This window comes from Holophagales bacterium (assembly GCA_016719485.1).
Classification (GTDB): Bacteria; Acidobacteriota; Thermoanaerobaculia; order UBA5066; family UBA5066; genus UBA5066.
On the sequence record JADJZB010000004.1, the window covers coordinates 439734 to 461741 of the forward strand.

A 22008-nucleotide genomic window follows, 5' to 3' on the forward strand; every position below is an offset into this window, starting at 1 on the left:
CTCGCCCGTCAGGGCGGGCTCGCCGACACCCGCCGGGCCAGGAGGATCGTCGCCGCGCCCATCGCCGCGTCCCCGGCAGCCGAGAGCGGGACCGACCACGCGTTCACGCCCAGTGCCCACGTCGCGAGGAGGAAGAGGACCGCCATCGCCTTCGCCGTGAGCAGGATGACGACGCTCCCGTGCGCGAACCAGTCCACGAGGTAGGCCGTCGCGAGGACGAAGTGGAAGATCCCCGCCTGCCTCGCAAAGAAGAGCGGCGACACCTCACCGAATCCGCCGAAGCGGGCGCCCCACTCCGTCGCAAAGAGCAGAGATGCCCCGACCGCGTAGCTGTGGAGCGCCACGAGGACGACCCAGACGGAGAGTTGGCGGGAGGCCGGGTGCGCCGCGCTCACGTCGCCGCCTCGTCCTCCCCCGCCCACCAGGGACGGGCCGGGACGGCGGCTTCGCGCTTCCGGACCGGAATCCCGACGCGCCGCAACTCGTCGACGACGGCTTCGGCTGCCGCGGGTATCGCCGCCGCGACCGCGGGCGTGAGCCCCAGCCCCTTCTCGACGCGCCCTGGCACGATTCCGACGAGGAGGACCTCCTCGGGTCCGCTCCCGGCCATGTCGAGGTAAAGGAGGGTCTCCTTCACGCCCGGATCGTGAGGGCTCGTCCTGGGGCCCGGCGGGTGCTTCAGGATCTCGTCCTTCCGGTAGAGGCGGAGCTCTCCAGGGGACCCCGTGGACTTCACCGTGTCGACGAGGACGACGACGCGTGCGCCGCCGATGTGGGGGACGAGGTCGAGGCCCGGCGTCCCGACGTCGGTCAGGGACGCTCCCTCGCCGACGTCGTACGCCGCGCGGAGGTGCTCCACGACCCAGGGCCCCGCCGCGTCGTCCCCCATCAGGACGTTTCCGAGGCCGAGGACCCGGATCCGGGCTTCCTCTTCCCTGCCGCTTCCTCCCATGCCCGGCGCGGCGCTACGCGAGCCTCACGCGGGCGATCTCCTTGCCCTCGACGTCGAGGGTGTGGATCGCGCAGGCGAGGCACGGGTCGAAGGAGTGGATCGTCCGCAGGACCTCGAGCGGCCGCTCGGCATCGGCGATCGGGTTCCCGATGAGCGACGCCTCGTACGGGCCCACCTGCCCCTTCGCGTCGCGCGGGCCGGCGTTCCAGGTGGACGGGACGACGGCCTGGTAGTTCGCGATCTTTCCGTCCTTGATGACGATCCAGTGCGACAGGGTGCCCCGAGGCGCCTCGTGGAACCCGTAGCCCCGCTGCTCTCCGCTCGGGAACTCGGGCTTGCGGAAGATCTCCGTGTCCCCCTTCCCGATGTTCTCGACGAGGAGCTTCCAGTGTTTCTGGGTGATCTCGGCGATCATGCAGGTGCGGATCATCCGGGCGGCATGCCGGCCGAGCGTCGAGTGGAGGATTTCCGGCCCGACCTTCGTCTTCGCGACGGCCCCGATCGTCTCGAGGGCCTTCGTGCCCCACCGCACCGTCGGCTCGTGCTTGAGGGCGAGCCCGACGAGGACCTGCGCGAGCGGGCCGACCTGCATCGGCTTGCCCTGGAACCGCGGCGCCTTCACCCACGAGTACTTCCCGTCGTCCTCCCACTTGCCGTACTTCGGGACGGTGTCCTCGTCGAACGGGTGCTTCTCCCAGTCGCCGTCGTACCAGGCGCGGGCGATCGACTCGGTGACCCCCTCCTTGAAGGTGTCGTCCCGGAAGCTCTTGATCTCCTTCACGGTCCCGAGGTCGCCGTTCAGGATCGTCCCGCCCGGGAGGTCGAACTGCGTTCCCTTCTCGTCGAGCGGGAAGTCGGGGACGGCGAGGTAGTTCTTCACGCCCGCGCCGTACGGCAGCCAGTCGGCGTAGAGCGCTCCGACGGCGCAGACGTCGGGGAAGTAGACCTGCTCCACGAACTGCTGCACCTCGTCGAGGGCTTCCTTGACGAAGTAGAGCTTGCTCATGTTGAGCGTCGCCTCGTTGTCGAGGTTGATGGCGTTCGCCACGCCGCCGACCGCGAGGTTCTGGATGTTCGGGGTCTTCGAGCCGAGGAGCGTGACGACCCTGTTGATCTTCCTCTGGTACTCCAACGCCTGGAGGTAGTGCGACACGGCGAGGAGGTTCACCTCGGGCGGCAGCTTCATCGCCGGGTGGCCCCAGTAGCCGTTCGCGAAGATCCCGAGCTGCCCCGCCTCGACGAAGCCCTTCAGCCGGTCCTGGACCGACTTCAGGACCGCCGTCCCGTTGTGCGGCCAGGGCGAAAGGCTCTCGGCGAGCGCCGACGTCTTCGCCGGGTCGGCCTTGAGCGCCGAGACGACGTCGACCCAGTCGAGCGCGGAGAGGTGGTAGAAGTGGACGATGTGGTCGTGCATCGCGTGCGCGCCCACGATCAGGTTCCGGATGTACTGCGCGTTCATCGGCACGTCGAGGTTCAGCGCGTTCTCGACCGTCCTCACCGACGCGATCGCGTGGACCGTCGTGCAGACGCCGCAGAACCGCTGCGTGAAGAGCCACGCGTCGCGCGGGTCGCGGCCCTTGAGGATCTCCTCGATCCCGCGGAACATCTGCCCCGAGGACCAGGCGTTCTTCACGCGGCCGCCGTCCACCTCGACGTCGACGCGGAGGTGGCCCTCGATGCGGGTGACGGGATCGACGACGATTCGCTTCGACATTCGTGCCCCCTACGCGCGCGCCGTCCGCGCGGGCGCTTCCGCACCCGGCGCCGACAGGATCGGGAAGTACTTGACGATGACGACGTACAGGATGACCTCGAGCGCCACGACCCCGAGGGTGACCATCAGCTCCGCGAAGCTCGGGAAGTAGGCGAAGCGCGAGCCCGGCCGGAAGGCGACGATGTAGGCGTCGAGCCGGTAGACCGAGCCGGCCAGGATCATGACCATCGCGGCCCGGAAGAGGTTCCCCGCGTCGCTCCGCGCCTTCTGCGAGAGGAGCATGAAGGCCGGCGCGAGGAAGAGGACCGTCTCGAGGAGGAACATCCCGGTGTAGAGGTCGAAGGTTCCGAGGAGTCCGAGCCGGCCCCTCAGGCCGAGGTCGACGAACCGGACGAGGGTGAAGATCGCGAGGACCGGGACCATGACCCCGGCCAGGCTCGCCAGCATCGGCGTCTCCCTTCGCCGTCCGAGGACTCCGGCGGACAGCGCCGACTCGAAGACGACGACGGCGTAGCCCATGCCGAGGCAGGAGACGAGGAAGAGGAGCGGCAGGAGCGGGGTGTTCCAGAGCGGGTGCAGCTTCTGCCCCGTCAGGAGCATGACGGTCCCGAGGGACGACTGGTGCATCGTCGGCAGGAGGAGGCCGAGGGCGATCAGCCACGGCATGGCCTTGTCGACGATCGGGGCCGCCTTCTCCGAGGTCCGCTTCAGGAACCCGGCCGGTCCCTGGCTCCACTTCTCCATGAACGCCGGCGAGAGCTCCAGCCAGAGGACCGCGACGTACGTCATGACGCAGAGCGCGACCTCGAAGAGCGCCGAGTCGAAGTTCCAGTGCGCGGGGAAGAGCGGGATCCGGTAGAGGAGCCACGGGCGCCCGACGTCGAAGTGGATCGCGATGGACGCCATCGTGTACCCGAGCGCGCTCGTCAGGAGCGCCGGGCGGACGAGCGGGTGGTACGTCCCCTTGTTGAGGATGTAGACGAGGAGCGCCACCGCGTAGCCGCCGCAGCCGAGGGCCGTTCCCACCACGACGTCGAAGGCGATCCAGATCCCCCACGGATAGCCGTCGTTGAGGGCGGTGGAGGCGCCGAGGCCCGCCGCGAAGCGGTAGGCGAAGAAGAGGGCGCAGAACGCGAAGACGCCGACGAGGATCCCGGAACGGCCGGGTCCACAGCGGGCCTCCGACCGGCGCGTGGAGGTGGGCGTGGCGGCTCATTCCGCGCCTCCCGTCGGGTTGCCCGGCTCGCCGGATGTGGCCGCCTGCTTCTTCCGGTTCCGGAAGACGACGGCGCCGAGGACGGCGTAGAGAGCGACCGGCGCGACGAAGCCCTGGTAGATGCCGTGCTGGACCGTCTGCGCGACGTGCGGCACGGGGTCGGCCGAGAGGTCGGGAAGCCCGAGCTTCTCGAACGGGACGTGCGAGAGGTAGAGGCACTGCGTCCCGCCCCCCTCCGTCTCGCCGTAGACCTTGGGCGGGTCGCCCTTCTTCTGCCCCTTGTACTTCTTCGGGCTCTCCGCGATCCGCCTCTTCGCCTCGGCGAGCAGGTCGGTGCGCTTCCCGTACACGACGGCGTGCCGGGGGCAGACCTCCGTACAGCCTGGCTGCCTTCCTTCCCTGAGCCGGTGATTGCAGAGCTCGCACTTGACGATCTTCGGGGCGAGCTTCTCCCACTCGAACTTCGGGATCTCGAAGGGGCAGACCATCTGGCAGTAGCGGCATCCCGAGCAGAAGAACGAGTCGTAGGTGACGATCCCGAACTCGCGCTTCTGGAGGGCCCCGATCATGCAGGCCCCGACGCAGGCCGGGTCGACGCAGTGCAGGCACTGGGCCTTGAAGTAGGAGCGCTCGGGGGAATCGGGGTCCTTGTAGAGCTTGATGACGTTCTTCGTCTGCCCGTTGAGGTCGGACGGCATGTCCCAGAGGCCGCCGGAGAGCCGCGTGTCGGGCTTCTTGTCGTTCGCCTCGCGGCAGGCGACGACGCAGGTCTTGCAGCCGATGCAGAGGGTCGTGTCGTAGAGGAGCCCGACGGCGTCGGGGGGCGCGACCTTCGCCACCCGGCCGTGAGCGGGGAGGGAGATCCCGGTGGCCGCGACGGCGCCCGTTGCCGCCACGCCCTTCAGGACGGTTCGGCGGTCGACGGCGGACATGGTCAGCCTTCCCCTTCCGGATCCCCGGGCCCGCCGCTGGCAGGCGGCTCGGCGCCCATCTTTCTGCTCGCCATGAACCCGGCGGCCACTCCCGCCCCGACGAGTGCCCCGGCGACGCCCGTGGCGACCGGGCTGATGCCCCCCTGCCGCGCCGCGATCGGGGGATAGGTGTCGGGCGGTGTCGGCCGCTCGATGTCGACCGTCGAATGGAGCGGCGCGCGGAACGCGAGCGACTTCTCGGTGCAGCCGAAGCAGGGATGTCCGAGGCCGATCGGCCACGCGTCGACGACCTCACCGAAGTGCTGGACGGAGCAGTTCGCGTGCGTCGCCGGACCCTTGCAGCCCGTCTTGTAGAGGCACCACCCCTCGCGGTGTCCCGCGTCGCCGAAGACTTCCACGAAGCGGCCGGCGTCGAAGTGGGCGCGGCGCGGGCAGTGCTCGTGGATCGTCCGGCCGTAGGCGAACTTCGGGCGGCCCTGGTCGTCGAGCGCCGGGAGCGTTCCGAAGGTCGCGAACTGGAGGACGACGCCGAGGAGGTTGTACGGGTTCGCCGGGCAGCCCGGGATCGTGACGACCGTCTTTCCCTTCAGCACCTCGGGAGCGCCCGTCGCTCCGGTCGGGTTCGGGTCGGCGGACGGAATTCCGCCCCACGACGCGCACGAGCCGATCGCGATGATCGCCCCTGCCTTCGCAGCGACGGTGTTCGCGAGCTCCAGGGCCGTCCTCCCGCCGATCTTGCAATAGATGCCGTCGTCCTTCAGCGGGATCGCCCCCTCGATGACGAGGACGTACTTCCCCTCGTGCGCCTTCATGGCGTCCTCGAGGCACTTCTCGGCCTGGTGCCCCGCGCCGGCCAGGAGCGTCTCGTGGTAGTCGAGGGAGACGAGGTCCAGGATCAGGGTGGACAGCGCCGGATGCGACGTGCGCAGGAGAGACTCCGTGCACCCCGTGCACTCCTGGAAGTGGAGCCAGATGACCGACGGCTTCAGCTTCTTCGCGACGGCCGCTTCCGCCATCTGCTCGGCGGCCGTGAAGGGAATGCCGACGGCCACGGCGGCGGCCGTCACGACCTTGACGAAGTCCCGGCGGTCGATTCCCTCCAGCTCCCAGGGCAGCGGATCACGATGGTGCGTAACGGCTGTCATCTCCGACCCCCTTCTGCGCGAATACGGCAAGCCCTGCGGCGCATCTGCGCGTTAACGCGACGAGCCCCCCCGATACCGTCCCTTTGTGGGTTGAATTTGGTCAGGCGTCGCCCCTCTCGCCATGGATCAGGCTCATCAATTCCGGAGAGGTCGCAGGCGAATACTGATGCAGCTCAATCAGTTAGAGGCGACGACATCTCAGGATCGCCTCGCCGGCCCCGTCCGGAGCGCCACCGAAGTGTCGTGACGTTGGCCGATGCGGAACAGCAGAGGCGGTTCCGCAGCCCCTTTCGCGCCGTACCATCCACCTCATGCCGACCGAGACGCTGCGCACCGTCTGCAACCGCGACTGTCCCGACGCCTGCGGGCTGATCGCCACCGTCGAGGACGGCCGGCTCGTGAGGCTCGGGGGTGACCCCGGCCACCCGGTCACGAAGGGCTTCCTCTGCGCGCGCACCTCGCAGTTCCCCGCACGGCAGAACTCCCCGGACCGGCTGACGACGCCGCTCCTGCGCGACGGCTCCGGGTTCCGCCCGGTCTCGTGGGGGGAGGCGCTCTGCTTCGCCGCCGACCGCCTTCTCGCGATCCGCGCCGAATCGGGCCCCGCCGCGATCCTCCACTACCGCTCCGGGGGTTCTCTCGGCCTCGTCAAGAGCGTCGTCGACTACTTCTTCGAGCTCCTCGGACCGGTCACCGTCAAGCGCGGCGACATCTGCTCCGGTGCGGGCGACGCCGCGCAGGAGACCGATTTCGGCGACGAGGAGTCGCACGACCTCTTCGACCTCCGAAGCTCGAAGGGGATCCTCCTGTGGGGCAAGAACCCGTTCGTCTCGAGCGTTCATCTCCTCCCGCTCCTCAAGGAGGCGAAGGCGCGGGGCGCACGGCTCGTCCTCATCGACCCGATCCGCCACAAGACCGCCGCCCTGGCCGACGACACTCTCGCGCCCCGCCCGGGCGGCGACCTCTCGCTCGCCCTCGGCGTGGCCGCACTCCTCTTCGAGACGGGCCGTGTGGTCGAAGGAGCGGCCTCCTTCTGCGAGGGGTTCGACGCGTTCCGGACCTTGGCGCTCTCGAACTCTCCCGCCGGCTGGGCGGACGACGCCGGGGTCCCACCCCGGGCCCTCGAGCTCCTCGCGGCGACTCTCTGCGAGCGCCCGTGCAACATCCAGGTCGGCTGGGGAATGGGCCGAAGGACGAACGGCTCGTCCATCGTCCGCGCCCTCGACGCCCTCGGGGCGCTGACGGGGAACCTCGGGATTGCGGGCGGCGGCGTCAGCTTCTACTTCAAGAGGCGCGGCGCCTTCGACACGTCGTTCCTGACGAAGGCCTGGCCACGGACGCTCTCCGAGCCGCTCCTCGGGATGGAGATCCTCGGGGCGACCGATCCGCCGGTCCGGGCCGTCTGGGTGACCGCCGGAAACCCCGTCGCGATGCTCCCCGACTCGGCCACCGTCGCGCGGGCCCTCGAGACGCGGGAGCTCGTCGTCGTCGTCGATTCTTTCCTGACCGACACCGCCCGGCGGGCGCACCTCGTCCTTCCGACGACGACGCTCGTCGAGGACGACGACCTGATCGGTGCGTACGGCCACCACTGGCTCGGCGCGTCGGTCCCCGTCGTCGCCCCGCCACCGGAGGTGAAGGGCGATCTCGAGATCGTCCAGCTCCTCGCAGCGGAGATCGACCGTCGCACCGGCGCCCGCAACGACGGCGGCAACGCCATCGCCCCGAGAATCTCGGGATGCGCCAGGGAGTGGAAGCGGCGACTCCTCCGGAGGATCGAACCGATGGGCGTCACGGTCGAGCGGCTGGAGAGGGAGTCGGTGAGGAACCCCCTCGCCGGAAACCTCCTCTTCGAAGGCTCGAAGTTCCCGACGCCGAGCGGGAAGATGCGGCTCCTCACCACCGTTCCCCCGCCGCCGGAGGACGAGCCGGGCTATCCCCTCTGGCTCTTTTCCAACTCGACCGAGCGCGCCCAGAGCTCGCAGTGGGCCGGTCCCGCTCCCACCGTCGTCGAGGCCACCTGCCACCCCGACGCCGTGCCCGGCCTCGCCGACGGCGCGGAGGTCCTCGTCGAGAGCGCGATCGGGAGCCTTCGGGCCCGGCTGAAGCTCGACGCGCTCCAGCGGCGGGACGTCGTCCTCGTACCGAAGGGGGGACACTTCGACGCCGGCACGTGCGCCAACGCCCTCGTGAAAGCCCGCCTCACGGACGCGGGCGAAGGCGCGGCGTACCTCGACTGCCGCGTGAGGATCCGGCCGGCATGAACAGCGACCACAGGCGAGTGGCTCTCGATCCGCAGCGCGCCGCCCTCCGCGCCGCCCTTCTCGCCCACGTCGGCGCCGACGCGGCCGAAGAACACGACCGCGAGGCGATGCTCGCCCTCGTCGAGAGCGAGCCTTCCTGCTTCGCCCGCACGACGTTCGCCCCCGGCCACTTCACCGGCAGCGTCTTCGTCTTCTCGGCGGACTCCGGTCACGTCCTCCTCCACCACCACCGGCGCCTCGACAGGTGGCTCCAGATGGGCGGCCACGACGAGGGCGAGTCCGACCCGGCCGCCACCGCGCTCCGGGAAGGCCAGGAGGAGTCGGGCCTGACGGACCTCGTCCTCCTCTCCGCGGCGATCCTGGACCTCGACGTCCACCCGATCCCTCCCTCTCCTGCACGCGGCGAGCCGGGCCACTCGCACTTCGACGTCCGCTACGCCGCCGTCACGCACACGGCGGGCGCCGCCCGCGCCGACGAGGCCGAGTCTCTCGGCCTCGCGTGGCTCCCGCTGGAGGAGGCCGCCCGGAGAATGGAAGAGCCGGGCGCCCGTCGCGCTCTCGCGAAAGCCGCCCGGCTCCTCGGGACCTCGTTCTGACCCTGGCAGGCCTACATCATCTTGTCCATCGACTTGTCGACGGCCGCGTCCATCATCTCGGCTTTCTCGTAGAGGCCGTCGATCATGTTCCTGTACTTGTCGGCGACGACGCGCCGCTTCACCTTGAGGGTCGGGGTCAGCTCGCCCCCCTCGATCGAGAAGTCTTCCGTCAGGAAGGCGAAGTCCCTGATCCTCTTCTCCGAGGGCTCGTCCCCGTTGACGATCTCGATCGCCTGCCGGAACAGCGCCCTCACCTTCGGGTTGCGGATCAGGTCGGTCGGGTTCTTGAACTCGACGCCGTTCGCCGAGGCCCAGCCCTCGAGACGCTCGAAGTTCGGGACGATCAGGGCCGACAGGAACTTGCGCTTGTCGCCGATGAGGACGACGTTCGCGATGTAGCGGATGTGCTTCAGAGCCTCCTCGATCGGCGCCGGGGCGATGTTCTTCCCATAGGCGTTGATGATGAGCTCCTTCTTCCGGTCGGTGATCGTCAGGAACCCTTCGCGGTCGACGACACCCACGTCACCCGTCTGGAACCACCCCTCCGCGTCGAAGACCTTCTTCGTCTCCTCCGGCTTGTTCCAGTAGCCGCGCATGATGTTCGGCCCCTTGGCCAGGACCTCGCCGTCCTCGCTGATCCGGATCGTCACCCCTGCGATCGCCTTCCCCACCGACCCGAGCTTCCAGGCGTCCGGCCGGTTGCAGGTCAGGACGGGGCTCGTCTCCGTGAGCCCGTAGCCCTCGTACACCTCGACGCCGGCGCCCCAGAAGAACTCCGCGACCTCCTTGGAGAGGGGCGCGCCTCCCGACATGCAGAACTGGAATCGTCCGCCGAGACGGGCGCGGATCTTCGAGAAGACGAGCCGGTCGGCCAGCTTGTACTTCAGTGCCAGCACGGCGGGGACCGGCCTCTTCTTCTCCACCAGCCCCAGCCTTTCCTTCCCCACCTTCACCGCCCAGTGGAAGATCTTCTGCTTCGTCGGCGACTGGCTCTCGAGATTCTGGAAGATGCGGGCGTGGATCTTGTCGTAGACCCTCGGCACCGAGGCGAAGGTGTGCGGCTTCACCTCGCCGAAGTTGTCCGCGAGCTTCTCGATCGATTCCGCGTAGGTGATCGTCGCGGCCCGTGAGAAGAGGACGTAGTCGATCATCCGCTCGAAGACGTGGGCGAGCGGGAGGAACGACAGGGCCACGGTCCCGGGGTTCACGTCGAAAAACGTCGAGGAGGTCGAGACGTTCGAGACGAGATTCCCGTGCGAGAGGACTCCCCCCTTCGGCTCACCCGTCGTGCCCGACGTGTAGATGATCGTGGCGTGCGCTTCGGGGTTCACGTGCGCGACCCTCTCGTCCCAGGCACCGGGCTTCTGCTTCAGCGCCTCCTCGCCCCGCTTGACGACGCTTTCGAAGGAGAGGACGCCGTCGGCGTTCGGGACCTTCCCCTCGACGAGGACGACGTAGGCCAGGGCCGGGCAGCGGCTCCGCACCTCCATCACCTTCGCGAGCTCCTTCTCGTTCGAGACGACGATGACCTTGGCGGAGCAGTCGCGCAGGATGTACTCGACCTGCGGCGCCAGGTACGTCGTGTAGATCGGCACCGTGATGCCGCCAATGCCGAGCGTGGCGAAGTCGGTCATCGGCCACTCGGGCCGGTTCTCCGAGAGGATCGCGACCCGGTCGTCGTTGTCGAGGCCGAGGGTCGTCAGGCCGATCCCGAACGCGCGGGTCTTCCGGCCGAACTCCGCAGCCGGAACCGGCGTCCAGATGCCGTTCACCTTCGAAACGAGGAGGTCGGGCTTCCCGCTCCGGGCCGAGAACTGGAAGTAGTCGAGGAGAGTCCGGGCCGGCAAGGCGTCCATAGTGTGCGTTCCTCCGCACACCAATTATGAGCACTTCCCGCAAGAAGGGGAGCCTGCGCGTAAACGCGCCGCGCAGGCGCGGCCCGGCAGCCCAGCGAGCGACCGCGGCCTTCAGAGCGGGTTCAGCGTGATGGAGAGGATGTCGCGGCACCCCTCGGCGATCCGGGCGAGCGCCGCGCGCGTCGGCTCGCTGTCGAGCTGGATCCGCGCGCTCGCGGCCTCGGCGCCGTCGAACACGACGTTCTCCGTCTTCTGGACGTTGATACCCGCCTCGCGGAGGGCACCGAACACGTGCGCCAGGACGCCGACCCGGTCCCGGTGCCTCACCGTCAGGAGCCACCGTGCCGGGGACCGCTCGCAGAGGTTCACGGCGTTGGGGACCTCGCCCGTCGCCTTGTACGCGGCGACGATCCGGACGACCTCGCCCGCGATCGCGTTCTGCGCCTGCTCGGTCGAGGCGCCGACGTGGTGGGTCCCGACGACGCCCGGCATCCGCCCCACCTCGTCCTCGAAGGCCCCCGTTCCCCCCGACGGCTCCCTGTCGAAGACGTCGAGACCGGCCCGGACACCCTTGGTCGAGATCGCCGCCCTCAACGCGGCCGCGTTCACCGTCTCTCCCCGGCTCGTGTTCACGAAGAGGGCGCCGGGCCGCATCGCGTCGAAGAAGGCGCCCCCGAGGAGCCCGCGGGTTTCTTTCGTCAGGGCGAGGTGGACCGACACGACGTCGGAGCCCGCAGCGAGCTCCGCCAGGGTCGCGGCGCGTTCGACGCCCGCCCTGGCGGCCTGCTCCGCGGTCAGGGACCCGCTCCAGGCGAGGACCCTCATCCCGAACGCGAGGCCGCGCGACGCCACCTCCCGGCCGATCGCTCCGAGGCCCGCGATGCCGAGCGTGCGCCCGGCCAGGCCGCGCGCCCTGCCGTACTCCGCCTTGTTCCAGAGCCCGGCGCGCAGGTCAGCCGTCTGGTCCGGAATGCGCCGGTCCAACGCCAGGATCAGCCCCCACGCCAGCTCCGCCACCGCGACGGCGTTCTTGCCCGGGCAGTTCGAGACGGAGATCGCGCGAGCAGAGGCCCCCGCGACGTCGATCGTGTTCACGCCCGCCCCCGCCCGGACGATCAGAGAGAGGCTCTTGCCCTGGTCCATCTCGGCCGCGGTCACCCGCGTCGACCGGACGACGAGGACCTCCGCCCCCGTGTCGCGCAGGCGCCAACCGAGAGACTCCCCTTCCAGGCCCGGCTCGTAGTAGACCTCGCAGCCGAGCGCCCGCAGCCCGCCGAGACCGGTTTCCTCGAACTTGTCGGCGATCAGCACTCTCATCGGAGTTCTCCCGCACCTCTGGGGGGCGATCTCTTTCTCGAGGCTCGTCGCCCGGCCGGCTCAGAACCGGTGGACGAAGAGCCCGGACCTCAGCTTCGGCTCGAACCAGGTCGACTTCGGCGGCATCGTCTCGCCGGCGTCGGCGATCGCCATCAGCTCGGCGACGGTCGTCGGGTACATCGAGAACGCGACGGCGAATGCCCCCGAGCCGACCCGCTTCTCCAGCTCACCGGTGCCCCGGATGCCGCCCACGAAGTCGATCCGCTTGTCCGTGCGGGGGTCCTGGATGCCGAGGATCGGGGCGAGGAGCCGCTCCTGCAGGATCGACACGTCGAGGGACCGGATCGGGTCGCCGGCCGGAACGGGCTCCTTCGGGACCAGCGCGTACCAGCGCCCGGACAGGAGCATCCGGACCTCGCCCTTGGCCGCGGGCTCCGCCGGGTTGTCGCCGTACGCGTCGCTCACGAGGAAGGCTCTGCCGACTTCCGACAGGAACGCCTCGGACGACCGTCCGAGGAGGTCCTTCACGAGCCGGTTGTAGGGGAGGATCCTCAGCTCGCGGTCGGGAAAGATCGCGGCCGGGAACCACTGGACCGGGTGGTCGGCCCCGACCGGCCCCTTGTCCCTGAACGCCGCGCGGGCACGGGACGCCGACGCCGACCGGTGGTGGCCGTCGGCGACGTACAGGACGGGAATCGACGCGAACGCCTCGACGAAGAAGGTCTCGTCCTCTGCCGGGACGACCCAGAGGGTATGGCGAACCCCGTCCACCGCCTCGAAGTCGATTCCGGGGGCCGCCGCCGTCACCTTCGCCACGTGGGCGTCGATCGCGGCGGTCGCCCGGTAGGTCAGGAAGACCGGCTCCGCGTGAGCCGCCTGGACGAGGAGGTGCTTCGTCCGGTCGTCTTCCTTGTCCTTCCGCGTCTTCTCGTGCTTCTTGATGACGTCGGCGTCGTAGTCGTCGACCGCGCAGGCGGCCACGAGCCCGTCCTGCGAGGCTCCGCGCCAGGTCTGGCGATAGACCAGGAGCCGGGGTACGGGGTCCGGGACGAGCGTTCCGTCGGCCTCGAACCGGTCGAGGTTCTCGCGGCCCTTCGCGTAGACCGGCTCGGAGTAGAGGGAGGTTCCCTCGGGAAGGTCGATCTCCGGACGGCATACGTGGAGGAAGGAGGCCGGGTTCCCCGCGGCCAGCGCGAGAGCCTCCTTCGTGTCCACGACATCGTAGGGGACGGAGGCGACGTCACGGGCCCGGTCGGGAGAGGGGCGGGAGGAGGGAAATGGACGGATCTGGGCCATGCGGGGACGAGCTTATCAGGGGCCATCGCGTGCTACCCTCCCCGCCCCGAGGGACCCTGTAGGAGAATCGGACCGGATGAAGCTCTACGTCGGAAACCTCCCCTACGCAGTCGACGACAGTCGCCTCAGGGAGCTTTTCGGGGCTTTCGGAGCTCCCCTGTCGGCCACCGTCGTCATCGACAGGGCCATGGGCCGCTCCAAGGGCTACGGATTCGTGGAGATGGCCGACGAGGAAGCCCGCAAGGCCATCGCCGCCCTGAACCAGTCCCTCCTCGACGGCCGGACCATCTGGGTCAACGAGGCCAGGGCGAAGGGCTGATCGAAACCGCGGGGCCTCACCGCCCCGCGGGACCGAGCATCGAGAGGGGGCCGAGCCGCTCCGCGCGGCGTGGCTCGGCGGCCTCTTCCTCCCGGGCGTCCTCTTCCCTGGCCGTGCCGAAGAGGTCCATGCCGATGCCGGCCTGACGCGTCACCATCTCGGCATAGCGCCCGCCGGCCGCCATCAGCTCCGCGTGCCGTCCGCGCTCCACGACGACGCCTCCCTCCACGACGAGGATCTGGTCGGCCCGCCGGATCGTCGAGAGCCGGTGCGCGATGACGAACGTCGTACGCCCCTTCAGCAGCTCCCCGAGGCCCTGCTGGATGAGGGCCTCCGACTCGGAGTCGAGGCTCGACGTCGCCTCGTCCAGGATCAGGATCCGTGGATCGGCCAGCAGGGCGCGTGCGATCGAGACCCGCTGCCGCTGGCCGCCCGAGAGCTTCACCCCGCGCTCCCCGACGACGGTCTCGTAGCCCTTCTCGAACTCCTCGGCGAACTCGTCCACGCGCGCCACGCGGCAGGCCGCGACGACCGCGGCCTCAGAGGCTCCGGGCCGCGAGAAGGAGACGTTCTCGCGGATCGTCCCGTCGAACAGGAACGACTCCTGCAGGACGACCCCGAGCTGCGAACGGAAGCTCTCCAGGCGAACGGTCGAGAGGTCGACCCCGTCGACCGTGACGCGGCCCGAGGCGGGCGACTGGAAGGCCGCGACGAGGCCGATGATCGTCGACTTGCCCGAGCCCGACGGGCCTACGAGGGCTGTCACCGTACCCGGCTCGGCGCGGAAGGAAACTCCGTGGAGGACCTCCTTCCCTTCGCCGTACGAGAAGCGGACGTCGTCGAAGACGACTTCGCCCGCGACCGGCCCGAGGGTCACGACCCGTCGCGGGTCGACGTCCTCCCTCGTCTCCGCGAAGATTTCCTTGGTTCTTTCCAGCCCGGCGAGGGCCTCGGTGAGCTGCGTTCCGATCCCGACGATCTGGAAGACGGGCGCCACCAGGAACCCGAGGAGGACGGTGTAGGTGAAGAGGCCTCCGACGGTGAGCGTCCCGTCGAGGATCTGGTGCGTTCCGACCCACATCACGACCGCCCCGACTCCGCCGAGGAGGACCGTCGAGGCGACGGAAAGCGTCGACATGCCGGTGATCGTCTTCAGGATGTTCGACAGGATCCTCGAGACGCCCTCGGCGAAAACCGCCTCCTCGCGTCCTTCACCGTGGTACCCCTTCACGACGCGGATCCCCGCGAACGTCTCGTTCAGCCGGCCGGCGACCTCGCCGTAGATCTTCGACCGTTCGCGGAAGACGGGCCTGAGGACGCCGAAGAACGTCATCAGGCCCGCCGCGAAGACGGCGAGGAAGAGCGCGGTCAGTCCCGTCAGGACCGGGCTCAGGGTCAGCATGACGGCGAACGCCAGCGCCGCCGTCACGAGGCCGCCCACCATCTCCACGATGCCGGTACCGACGAGGTTCCGGATCCCCTCCACGTCGTTCATGACCCGCGACACGAGGTTCCCCGTCTTCTGACCGTCGAAGTAGGCCACGGGGAGGCGCGTCACGTGCGCCTCCAGCTTCGTCCGGAGGTCGGCGATGAGACGTTGTGCGCCTTTCGACAGGACCTGCGTGAGCGCGAACGAGGTCGAGGCCTGGACGATCGTCGCGGCGACGACCGCTCCCAGGAGCGGGAGGAGCAGCTCGGGTTTCGCCTTGCCGACGACCTCGTCGATCAGGATTTTCGTCGACGCCGGAAGGACGAGCCCCGCCGCGCGACCGATCGCCATGAAGACGAAGCCGGCCGCGAGGATCCCGAGACGCGGCTTCGCGAGCGCGACGAGGTCCGGGACGAGCGCCCGGAGCCTCTGGCTCTTCGGCGGCTTCGCCTTCCCTGCCTTTTCCCTCTCTTCCGAGGCGCTCATCCGGGAAAGAGCTCCCCCTCGGTCTCCTCCACGGCGACGCCGCGCTCCGCGAGCTCTGCGAGGAAGCGGACATAGAGAGCGTCGTCCGGGGCGAGGAGCTCCGGCGGGAAGATCCCGGGCTTCGTGAACGCGCCTTCCAGGAGCAGGCGCGCCGCCGTCGTGCAGGGGAACCCGGTGGTCCTCGCCATCGAGGAGTCGCCCGTCTTCGGGTTCGTCCGGTCCAGGAGCTCGAACGTCCGGCGAACCCGGACGCCCCCGCGGCGGCCTTCGCAGATGACGCGGAGGAACGTCAGCTCTTCCTCGCCTTCCGGCCGCTTCCAGGAGTGGAAGAGGAGGGCTTCCGTCAGCTTTCGCGGCACGACGGGAACGCCGTCGACCGAGACCGGTTCGCTTCCGAAGAAGCCGGTCTCGCGGAGCATTCGCATCCGGTCTGCGTGTCCCGGGTAGCGCAGCGTCTTCTCGCAGAGGTTGCGGGCCTTGACCGTGTCGAGGAGGGTCCGGAGGCCGTCGCTGTAGAAGCCCTCGAGCGTGCCGACGCCCGGCACGTCGAGCGGCTCGACGCCCGAAAGGGCGGGTCGGACGACCACCTCGCCCCCTTCCACGCAGCGGGAGGGGCGCGTGTACTCCTCGATCACGTCGGTCGGCGAGAAGACCGACCGGTACTCGAACGGCCAGTAGCGCACGGCGGGAAGTCCGCCCACGAAGATCTTCACGTCGTCGATGGTGTCGAAGAGCGCCACGGCCCGCCCCACGGCCAGGCCCGAGAGGCCCGGCGAGACGCCGCAGTCGACGATCGCGGGGAGTCCCTTCGCGACGGCGAGCGGCTTCAGCTCGAACGGGTTCTCGGGCGAGAACGAGATGTCGGCGACCGGCCGACCCGCCTCGAGGACGGCACGGACCGTCTGCGTCCCCAGGAAGCCGGGAACCGCGCCGACGACGACGTCGGCCTTCGCGGCGACCCGCGCCACCTCGCGCACGTCGGAGAGGTCGGCGCGCTCGGTCGAGAGGTTCGGGATCCCGCCGAGGCGCCCGAGGGCCTCCGCGCTGCGATCGACGGAGAGGACGGACCAGCGGCCATCGGCGGCGAGGTCCTTCGCGACGAGCGAGCCGACGAGGCCCGCTCCGAGAACGGCGACAGTCTTCATGGGCAGGATTATCTTCCCCGCGGAAGGTCCGCCGGGCGCCTCGTTCCGAGCTCGCCCCACGTGCCCTGCTTCCTGGGCTCCTGCCCCGCCTCCTGTCCGCCTCCTTGACTTCGTCTTCGCCATGCCCCTACGCTCACCGCCCGTGACGAGCGCATCCCTTTCACGCCGGCTGCCCGAGGGCCTGCTGCGCGCCGGCCGATCGGTCGTCGTCCTCGTCGCCCTCCTCGCGGTTTTCGAGCTGACGTCGATCGCTCATCATCACGCGAGCCCGACCGAGGAGCGGAGCTGTCCTGCCTGCCAGGTCACCCGGAACGACGGAGCCGGCACCCCCGTAGCCGCTCACGCCGACCTGCCTCGCCCCGAGGGAATCGACGTCCCCGTCCGGCTCGCTCACGTAGACGTTGCCGGCCTTCGTAACCACGCCGGCCCCCTTCCGTCACGCGGCCCGCCCCCGGTCCCTCCCGCCGAGCAGCTCTAGACCGCTCGACCTCCGCCCGGAAAGGCGGAAACGGACGGGCGCCTCGTGAGAACGCGGCACCCGTGCCCCAAGGAGAGACCCGATGAGACCACCGTTCCTTTTCGCGGGCGCCGCCGTGGCGTTTGCGTTGACCCTCGCGTCCCCCGCTGCGGGCCAGGGCACCCCCGGCGACTGCAAGGCTCTCGACGAAAAGGTCCGCGCCCTCGAGGCGAGGCAGGAAGAGACCACGAAGGCCCTCGAGGCGCTGAAGGCGTCGCTCGAGACGGCCGCCCCGGCCGCGACCCAGTCCGAGCTGAGGCAGAAGCTCGAGCTCCTCGAGAAGCAGCAGGCCGAGGCCAGGGCCGCGCTCGAGGCGATCCGCCACGAGATGTCCCGGCGTCCCCCCGGCCCCATCGAGGCACCGGGACTCACGACGAAGAGCTTCCCGTTGTTCGGCTCCTCCGGACAGGTCAGCTCGGGCACCTCGTTCAACCCCTCGATCTCCGTCATCCCTGACTTCGCCTACTACCGCGACAACCGCAAGGGCGAGGCGTACGAGATCGTCGAGGAGGCCGACGGCTTCCACGGCGTCCACGCCGAGGAAGGTCACGATCACGGAGGCCTGAACGAAGGATTCAATCTCGGCGAGACCGAGCTCACCTTCACGGCGTCGGTCGATCCCTACTTCGACGTCGTGGCGCTCTTCGCCGCGAGCGAGGAAGGACTGGAAGCGGAGGAGGTCTACTTCAGGTCGCGCGCGCTCCCGGGGGGCTTTCAGCTCAAGGGCGGCAAGTTCCTGAGCGGCATCGGCTACGCCAACGAGCAGCACCCCCACCAGTGGGACTTCGTCGACCAGAACCTCGCCTACGAGCTTCTCCTGGGGGGACACGGCCTGAACGAGAAGGGGCTCCAGGTCACCTGGCTCCCGAAGCTCCCCTTCTACCTGCAGCTCGGCGCCGAGATCCTCCAGGGGGAGAACGAGAAGATGGCGAACTACATCGGGCCCGAGGAATTTCCAGGATGGACCGAGGGGGCCGACCCGCGCGTCCTGGCGCACGAGGCCGGCCCGCGTCTCTTCACGGGTTTCGTGAAGGTCGGCCCGAACCTCGGTTACTCGAGCGCGCTCCAGGCCGGCCTCTCCTGGGCCTCGAGCCGGAGGCACCAGGAGGTCCACGAGCACAGCGGTGACGACAACCCCGAGGGGGTCTTCGACGGGACGGCCGAGCTCTGGGGCGCCGACCTCGTCTACAAGTACGACTCTCCCCGCGAGTACGGCGCGGGCGACTTCGTCTTTCAGACGGAGTACCTCTGGCGCAAGAGGGACCTCGACGTCCTCGGAACGACGTCCGCGGCCGTCTTCGAGCAGGACGGCGCCTATTTCCAGGCCGTCTACGGCCTCCTGCCCCGCTTCCAGGTCGCCACCCGCTACGACCTCGCCGGGCTGACGAACGAGCGCGTGCTCGCCGGGGTGAAATCCGGATACGAGTCCTCGAAGCGCTGGTCGGCCGCCCTCACCTTCAACCCCTCCGAGTTCTCCCGCGTCCGCGCGCAGTACAACCGCGGCGAGGTCTTCGTCGGCGGCGAGAAGGAGAAGTACGACCAGTTCTTCCTCCAGGTCCAGTTCTCCATCGGCGCCCACGGCGCCCACAGCTTCTGAGGAGGCGCACGTGAAGAAGACTCTCCTCGCAGCGGCCCTCCTGGCGGCCACGGTCCCCGCCACCGCCACCCTGAACGTCGTCGCGACGACGTCGAGCATGGGCGTCCTCGTCAAGGCCGTCGGCGGCGACGCCGTGAAGCTCACGGTCCTTGCCCCGCCCGACCGCGACGTCCACGTCCTCCAGGCCCGGCCGAGCATGATGGTCGCGCTCCGCAACGCGAACCTCCTCGTCTCCGTCGGGGCCGAGCTCGAGGTCGGCTGGCTTCCCGCGGCCCTCCAGGGGGCGGGCAACGGAAAGATCCTCCCCGGCACACCCGGCTATTTCGAGGCCGCGGCGCAGGTCCCGCTGATCGAAGGCGCAGCGGCGGCCGACCGCTCGCAGGGCGACGTTCACCCGATGGGGAACCCTCACCTCACCATGGACCCCCCGCGGATGGCCGACATCGCCGGGGCGCTCGCCGGCCGTCTCTCCTCGCTCGACGCTTCGAACGCCGCGAGGTACCGGAGTGGCGCCGCCGCGTTCCGCAAGGCGGTCGAGGCGCGGCTCCCCGGCTGGAAGCAGAAGGCCGCCGGCGCCAAGGGGGTCCTCCTCTTCCACAAGGACGTCAACTACCTCACGACGCTCCTCGGCGTCCCGGTCCTCGGATACGTCGAGCCCCTTCCCGGGATCCCGCCGACGGCGGCCCACCTGAAGGAGCTGACCGACCGGTTCAAGGGGCAGAAGGGCGTCATCCTCTTCACCGAGTACCAGCCCGGGCAGGGACCCGACTTCCTCTCCCGCAACCTCGGCTGGCCAAAGGTGCGCCTCCCCCTCGATCCGGCCGTCGGGGCCTCCGCCGAGGAGTACCTCGAGCTCATCGACCGGTGGGTGGATGGAGTAGCCTCGGGGAGGTGAGCTCCGAGCCTCTCCTCTCGTACCGGGAGGTCGTCGCGGGATACGCGGCGCCCGTCGTGGGCCCCGTCTCCTTCGACCTCCGCGCCGGCGACATCCTCGGCCTCGTCGGGCCGAACGGCTGCGGCAAGTCGACCCTCATCGGCGCCCTGACGGGAACGTCGCGCGTCCTCTCCGGGGAGGTCTTCCGGAGCCCCGGCGCGACGATCGCCTACCAGCGCCAGCGCCCCGTCCGCGAGACCGACGTCCCCCTCCGCGCCGACGAGCTCCTGAAGCTCACTGGCGCGACGGCCGAGCCCCCGGCGACCCTGAAGCCGCTCCTGCGGACTCGGGTCGACCGGCTCTCCGGCGGGCAGTTCCAGCTCCTCAACGTCTGGGCCTGCCTCGGGGGCGAGGCGCGCCTCGTCATCCTGGACGAGCCGACGAACAACATGGACCCGGACGCCGTGAGCGCGCTGACCGACCTCCTCCACGCTTCGCGCGGCGACCGGGCCGTCCTCGTCGTCACCCACGACGCGCGCTTCTTCGCGGGCGTCCCCGCCCGCGTCCTCGAGGTGGGCCGGTGACGCTCCTGCAGGTCTTCGACCCGCTCTTCCGCGTCCCGCTCGCCAACGGGCTCCTCCTCGCGCTCGTCCTCCCAGCTCTCGGCGCCTACGTGCGGCTTCGCAACGAGTGGCTCGCGGCGCTCGGCCTCGCCCAGGTCACCGCCGCGGGCGGAGTGATGGCGATCCTCGTCGGCATCCACCCGCTCGCGGGGTCCCTCGGCGCCGCCGTGCTCGCCGCCGCCCTGAAGGGGCGCACCGAGCGTTCGGGCAACGACGTCTACGCCGTTCTCCTCTTTTTCGGCTGGAGCGCGGCGCTCCTCGGCGCGGCAAACAGCACGAGGGGCGAGGAGCTCTCCCACTCGCTCCTCGAGGGACAGCTCTACTTCACGACCTGGGCGAACCTCGGGGCCGCCATCGCTCTCGTCGCGGTCGTCGCATTCGCGGGGACGTGGCTCTCGAAGCGGCTCCTCCTCGAGCACTTCTTCCCCGAGAGCCTCGCGGCGAATGGCCAGTCCCCCTGGAAGCTCCACCTCGCCTTCGACCTCCTCGTCGCTTTCTCCGTCGCCCTCGCCACCGAGTCGATCGGCGTCATGGCGACGTTCGCCCTCGTCTTCCTCCCCCCCTGGATCGCATTCCGGATCGCCGCCTCGTGGAAGCGCGCGCTCGTTCACTGCGCGGGGTTCTCGATAACGGCCTACCTCGCCGCCTTCGTCCTCGCGATCGTTCTCGACCAGCCGTTCGGGCCCGTCCTCGTCGGGACGCTCGTCGCCGGCGGCATCGTCCTCCTCCCATTCCGCGCCCGCCGCTGAGCGCCCCGCCTTCCGGTAGAGTCGGCACGACATGAAAGACAACGTCGTCCTCATCACCGGGGCCTCTTCGGGAATCGGCGAGGCGGTCGCGCGCGAGCTCGTCCGTCGCGGCGCGAAGGTGATCCTCTGCGCCCGCCGGACCGACCTGCTCGACAAGGTCGCGGCCGACCTGCGCGCCGCGGGCGGCTCCGCCATCGCCGTCGCCTGCGACGTCACGAAGGACGGCGACCCCGAGGCCGCCGTGGCGCGCGCCGTCTCGGAGTGGGGCCGCCTCGACACGGTCCTTGCGAACGCCGGGTTCGCGATCGCCGGACGCATCGAGTCGCTGACTCTCGAGGACTATCGCCGGCAGCTCGAGACGAATCTCTTCGGCACCATCCGGACGCTCCAGGCCGCGCTCCCCGACCTGAAGAGAACGAAGGGCCGCATCGGCGTCGTCGGGAGCGTCAACGGGTTCATCGGCACTCCCGCCACGTCGGCCTACTGCGTCTCGAAGTTCGCCGTCCGGGGGCTCTGCGACGCCATTCGACCCGAGATGAAGCAGCACGGCATCTCCGTGACGCACATCGCCCCCGGCTTCGTCGCGAGCGAGATCCGCGCCAAGGACAACCGCGAGGTCGTCCACAAGCACGCGAAGGACCCCGTGCCGCAGTGGCTCGTCGCCTCTGCCGAGTCGGCGGCCGTCGAGATCGTGGACGCGCTCTCGCAGCGCGACCGAGAGCAGGTCGTGACGTTCCACGGCAAGGTCGCCGTCTTCCTCGAGCGGCATTTCTCGTGGCTCGTCTCGATGCTCGCCGGCGCCGTGGACGCCGACAGGAGACCCGACAGGAAGAGGGAAGCGAAGGCGGGCTGACGCTCCGGAGCGCCGCGTTGCCGGGGGGGGCAGGTCCGTCGTACGATTCCCGAGCCCGCTCCACGGGCGCCGATGAGAGCCTGAAGACCCGCCTTCCCCCAAGTGCCCCGCCGGTCGAGCGTTCCGCC

The 22008-nt window shown here is 69.8% G+C and carries 20 protein-coding genes; 8 read left to right on the forward strand and 12 right to left on the reverse strand.

Annotated elements, in window-relative coordinates; all coding sequences use genetic code 11:
* Positions 1-8: 8 nt before the first annotated feature.
* Genes IPN03_04820 through IPN03_04845 form a run of 6 tightly spaced genes read right to left on the reverse strand, consistent with a single transcriptional unit; the run spans position 9 to position 5959 of the window.
* Positions 9-395: a hypothetical protein gene (locus tag IPN03_04820; protein MBK9373051.1), complete on the reverse strand. Its 387-nt coding sequence runs from the start codon at positions 393-395 to the stop codon at positions 9-11.
* The gene (locus IPN03_04825; protein ID MBK9373052.1) at positions 392-952 is read right to left on the reverse strand and encodes a hydrogenase maturation protease; all 561 of its coding nucleotides are present in this window, start codon (positions 950-952) and stop codon (positions 392-394) included. Before IPN03_04825 ends, IPN03_04820 begins: the two co-directional genes overlap by 4 nt.
* A gap of 13 nt (positions 953-965) precedes the next feature.
* The gene (locus IPN03_04830) at positions 966-2666 is read right to left on the reverse strand and encodes a nickel-dependent hydrogenase large subunit (protein MBK9373053.1); all 1701 of its coding nucleotides are present in this window, start codon (positions 2664-2666) and stop codon (positions 966-968) included.
* A 9-nt stretch (positions 2667-2675) separates the two neighbouring features.
* On the reverse strand, positions 2676-3818 hold the full coding sequence (gene hybB, locus IPN03_04835; protein ID MBK9373054.1) for a Ni/Fe-hydrogenase cytochrome b subunit: 1143 nt from the start codon (positions 3816-3818) through the stop codon (positions 2676-2678).
* 60 nt (positions 3819-3878) lie between these two features.
* Complete coding sequence (hybA, locus tag IPN03_04840) at positions 3879-4814, reverse strand: hydrogenase 2 operon protein HybA (protein ID MBK9373055.1); 936 nt, start codon at positions 4812-4814, stop codon at positions 3879-3881.
* A 2-nt stretch (positions 4815-4816) separates the two neighbouring features.
* A complete protein-coding gene (locus IPN03_04845; GenBank protein ID MBK9373056.1) occupies positions 4817-5959 on the reverse strand; it encodes a hydrogenase small subunit in 1143 nt (380 codons plus the stop codon).
* Between the two features lie 311 nt (positions 5960-6270).
* Here IPN03_04845 and IPN03_04850 point away from each other — a divergent pair, with 311 nt between their 5' ends.
* Both IPN03_04850 and IPN03_04855 read left to right on the forward strand, forming a co-directional pair.
* Complete coding sequence (locus tag IPN03_04850) at positions 6271-8223, forward strand: molybdopterin-dependent oxidoreductase (protein ID MBK9373057.1); 1953 nt, start codon at positions 6271-6273, stop codon at positions 8221-8223.
* A gap of 107 nt (positions 8224-8330) precedes the next feature.
* Positions 8331-8819: an NUDIX hydrolase gene (locus IPN03_04855; GenBank protein MBK9373058.1), complete on the forward strand. Its 489-nt coding sequence runs from the start codon at positions 8331-8333 to the stop codon at positions 8817-8819.
* Positions 8820-8830: 11 nt separating this feature from the next.
* Here the strand turns inward: IPN03_04855 and IPN03_04860 are convergent, their stop codons facing one another.
* The 3 genes from IPN03_04860 to IPN03_04870 form a co-directional block, all read right to left on the reverse strand.
* The gene (locus tag IPN03_04860) at positions 8831-10675 is read right to left on the reverse strand and encodes a long-chain fatty acid--CoA ligase (GenBank protein ID MBK9373059.1); all 1845 of its coding nucleotides are present in this window, start codon (positions 10673-10675) and stop codon (positions 8831-8833) included.
* A gap of 111 nt (positions 10676-10786) precedes the next feature.
* A complete protein-coding gene (locus tag IPN03_04865; GenBank protein MBK9373060.1) occupies positions 10787-11992 on the reverse strand; it encodes a hydroxyacid dehydrogenase in 1206 nt (401 codons plus the stop codon).
* A 60-nt stretch (positions 11993-12052) separates the two neighbouring features.
* Entirely contained in the window at positions 12053-13288 is a 1236-nt protein-coding gene (locus IPN03_04870) for a DUF1015 domain-containing protein (GenBank protein ID MBK9373061.1), read from the reverse strand.
* Positions 13289-13364: 76 nt separating this feature from the next.
* Here IPN03_04870 and IPN03_04875 point away from each other — a divergent pair, with 76 nt between their 5' ends.
* Positions 13365-13607: an RNA-binding protein gene (locus tag IPN03_04875; GenBank protein MBK9373062.1), complete on the forward strand. Its 243-nt coding sequence runs from the start codon at positions 13365-13367 to the stop codon at positions 13605-13607.
* Between the two features lie 16 nt (positions 13608-13623).
* On the opposite strand, the gene IPN03_04880 is transcribed toward IPN03_04875, so the two are convergent.
* From IPN03_04880 to IPN03_04890, 3 genes are all read right to left on the reverse strand, one after another.
* A complete protein-coding gene (locus tag IPN03_04880; GenBank protein MBK9373063.1) occupies positions 13624-15522 on the reverse strand; it encodes an ABC transporter ATP-binding protein in 1899 nt (632 codons plus the stop codon).
* Entirely contained in the window at positions 15519-16667 is a 1149-nt protein-coding gene (locus IPN03_04885) for a saccharopine dehydrogenase NADP-binding domain-containing protein (GenBank protein MBK9373064.1), read from the reverse strand. The genes IPN03_04880 and IPN03_04885 overlap by 4 nt, the downstream gene beginning before the upstream one ends.
* Positions 16668-16827: 160 nt before the next feature.
* Complete coding sequence (locus tag IPN03_04890) at positions 16828-17088, reverse strand: hypothetical protein (protein MBK9373065.1); 261 nt, start codon at positions 17086-17088, stop codon at positions 16828-16830.
* A 139-nt stretch (positions 17089-17227) separates the two neighbouring features.
* Here IPN03_04890 and IPN03_04895 point away from each other — a divergent pair, with 139 nt between their 5' ends.
* The 5 genes from IPN03_04895 to IPN03_04915 are packed head-to-tail and all read left to right on the forward strand — an operon-like array spanning position 17228 to position 21880.
* The gene (locus tag IPN03_04895) at positions 17228-18781 is read left to right on the forward strand and encodes a porin (protein MBK9373066.1); all 1554 of its coding nucleotides are present in this window, start codon (positions 17228-17230) and stop codon (positions 18779-18781) included.
* A gap of 10 nt (positions 18782-18791) precedes the next feature.
* On the forward strand, positions 18792-19676 hold the full coding sequence (locus IPN03_04900; GenBank protein MBK9373067.1) for a zinc ABC transporter substrate-binding protein: 885 nt from the start codon (positions 18792-18794) through the stop codon (positions 19674-19676).
* The gene (locus IPN03_04905) at positions 19673-20239 is read left to right on the forward strand and encodes an ATP-binding cassette domain-containing protein (GenBank protein ID MBK9373068.1); all 567 of its coding nucleotides are present in this window, start codon (positions 19673-19675) and stop codon (positions 20237-20239) included. The genes IPN03_04900 and IPN03_04905 overlap by 4 nt, the downstream gene beginning before the upstream one ends.
* Positions 20236-21027, forward strand: a complete 792-nt coding sequence (locus IPN03_04910) for a metal ABC transporter permease (GenBank protein ID MBK9373069.1) — start codon at positions 20236-20238, stop codon at positions 21025-21027. Before IPN03_04905 ends, IPN03_04910 begins: the two co-directional genes overlap by 4 nt.
* 31 nt (positions 21028-21058) lie before the next feature.
* Positions 21059-21880, forward strand: a complete 822-nt coding sequence (locus tag IPN03_04915) for an SDR family oxidoreductase (GenBank protein MBK9373070.1) — start codon at positions 21059-21061, stop codon at positions 21878-21880.
* The last annotated feature ends 128 nt before the right edge of the window (positions 21881-22008 follow it).

Bases quoted from the DNA above. Each gene is read 5' to 3' on its own strand.
- IPN03_04880 (MBK9373063.1), bottom strand. From the start codon at position 15,522: ATGAGCGCCTCGGAAGAGAGGGAAAAGGCAGGGAAGGCGAAGCCGCCG.
- IPN03_04830 (MBK9373053.1), bottom strand. From the start codon at position 2,666: ATGTCGAAGCGAATCGTCGTCGATCCCGTCACCCGCATCGAGGGCCAC.
- IPN03_04865 (MBK9373060.1), bottom strand. From the start codon at position 11,992: ATGAGAGTGCTGATCGCCGACAAGTTCGAGGAAACCGGTCTCGGCGGG.
- IPN03_04860 (MBK9373059.1), bottom strand. From the start codon at position 10,675: ATGGACGCCTTGCCGGCCCGGACTCTCCTCGACTACTTCCAGTTCTCG.
- IPN03_04845 (MBK9373056.1), bottom strand. From the start codon at position 5,959: ATGACAGCCGTTACGCACCATCGTGATCCGCTGCCCTGGGAGCTGGAG.
- IPN03_04855 (MBK9373058.1), top strand. From the start codon at position 8,331: ATGCTCGCCCTCGTCGAGAGCGAGCCTTCCTGCTTCGCCCGCACGACG.
- IPN03_04885 (MBK9373064.1), bottom strand. From the start codon at position 16,667: ATGAAGACTGTCGCCGTTCTCGGAGCGGGCCTCGTCGGCTCGCTCGTC.
- IPN03_04895 (MBK9373066.1), top strand. From the start codon at position 17,228: ATGAGACCACCGTTCCTTTTCGCGGGCGCCGCCGTGGCGTTTGCGTTG.
- hybA (MBK9373055.1), bottom strand. From the start codon at position 4,814: ATGTCCGCCGTCGACCGCCGAACCGTCCTGAAGGGCGTGGCGGCAACG.
- IPN03_04875 (MBK9373062.1), top strand. From the start codon at position 13,365: ATGAAGCTCTACGTCGGAAACCTCCCCTACGCAGTCGACGACAGTCGC.
- IPN03_04870 (MBK9373061.1), bottom strand. From the start codon at position 13,288: ATGGCCCAGATCCGTCCATTTCCCTCCTCCCGCCCCTCTCCCGACCGG.
- IPN03_04915 (MBK9373070.1), top strand. From the start codon at position 21,059: ATGAAAGACAACGTCGTCCTCATCACCGGGGCCTCTTCGGGAATCGGC.
- IPN03_04825 (MBK9373052.1), bottom strand. From the start codon at position 952: ATGGGAGGAAGCGGCAGGGAAGAGGAAGCCCGGATCCGGGTCCTCGGC.
- IPN03_04850 (MBK9373057.1), top strand. From the start codon at position 6,271: ATGCCGACCGAGACGCTGCGCACCGTCTGCAACCGCGACTGTCCCGAC.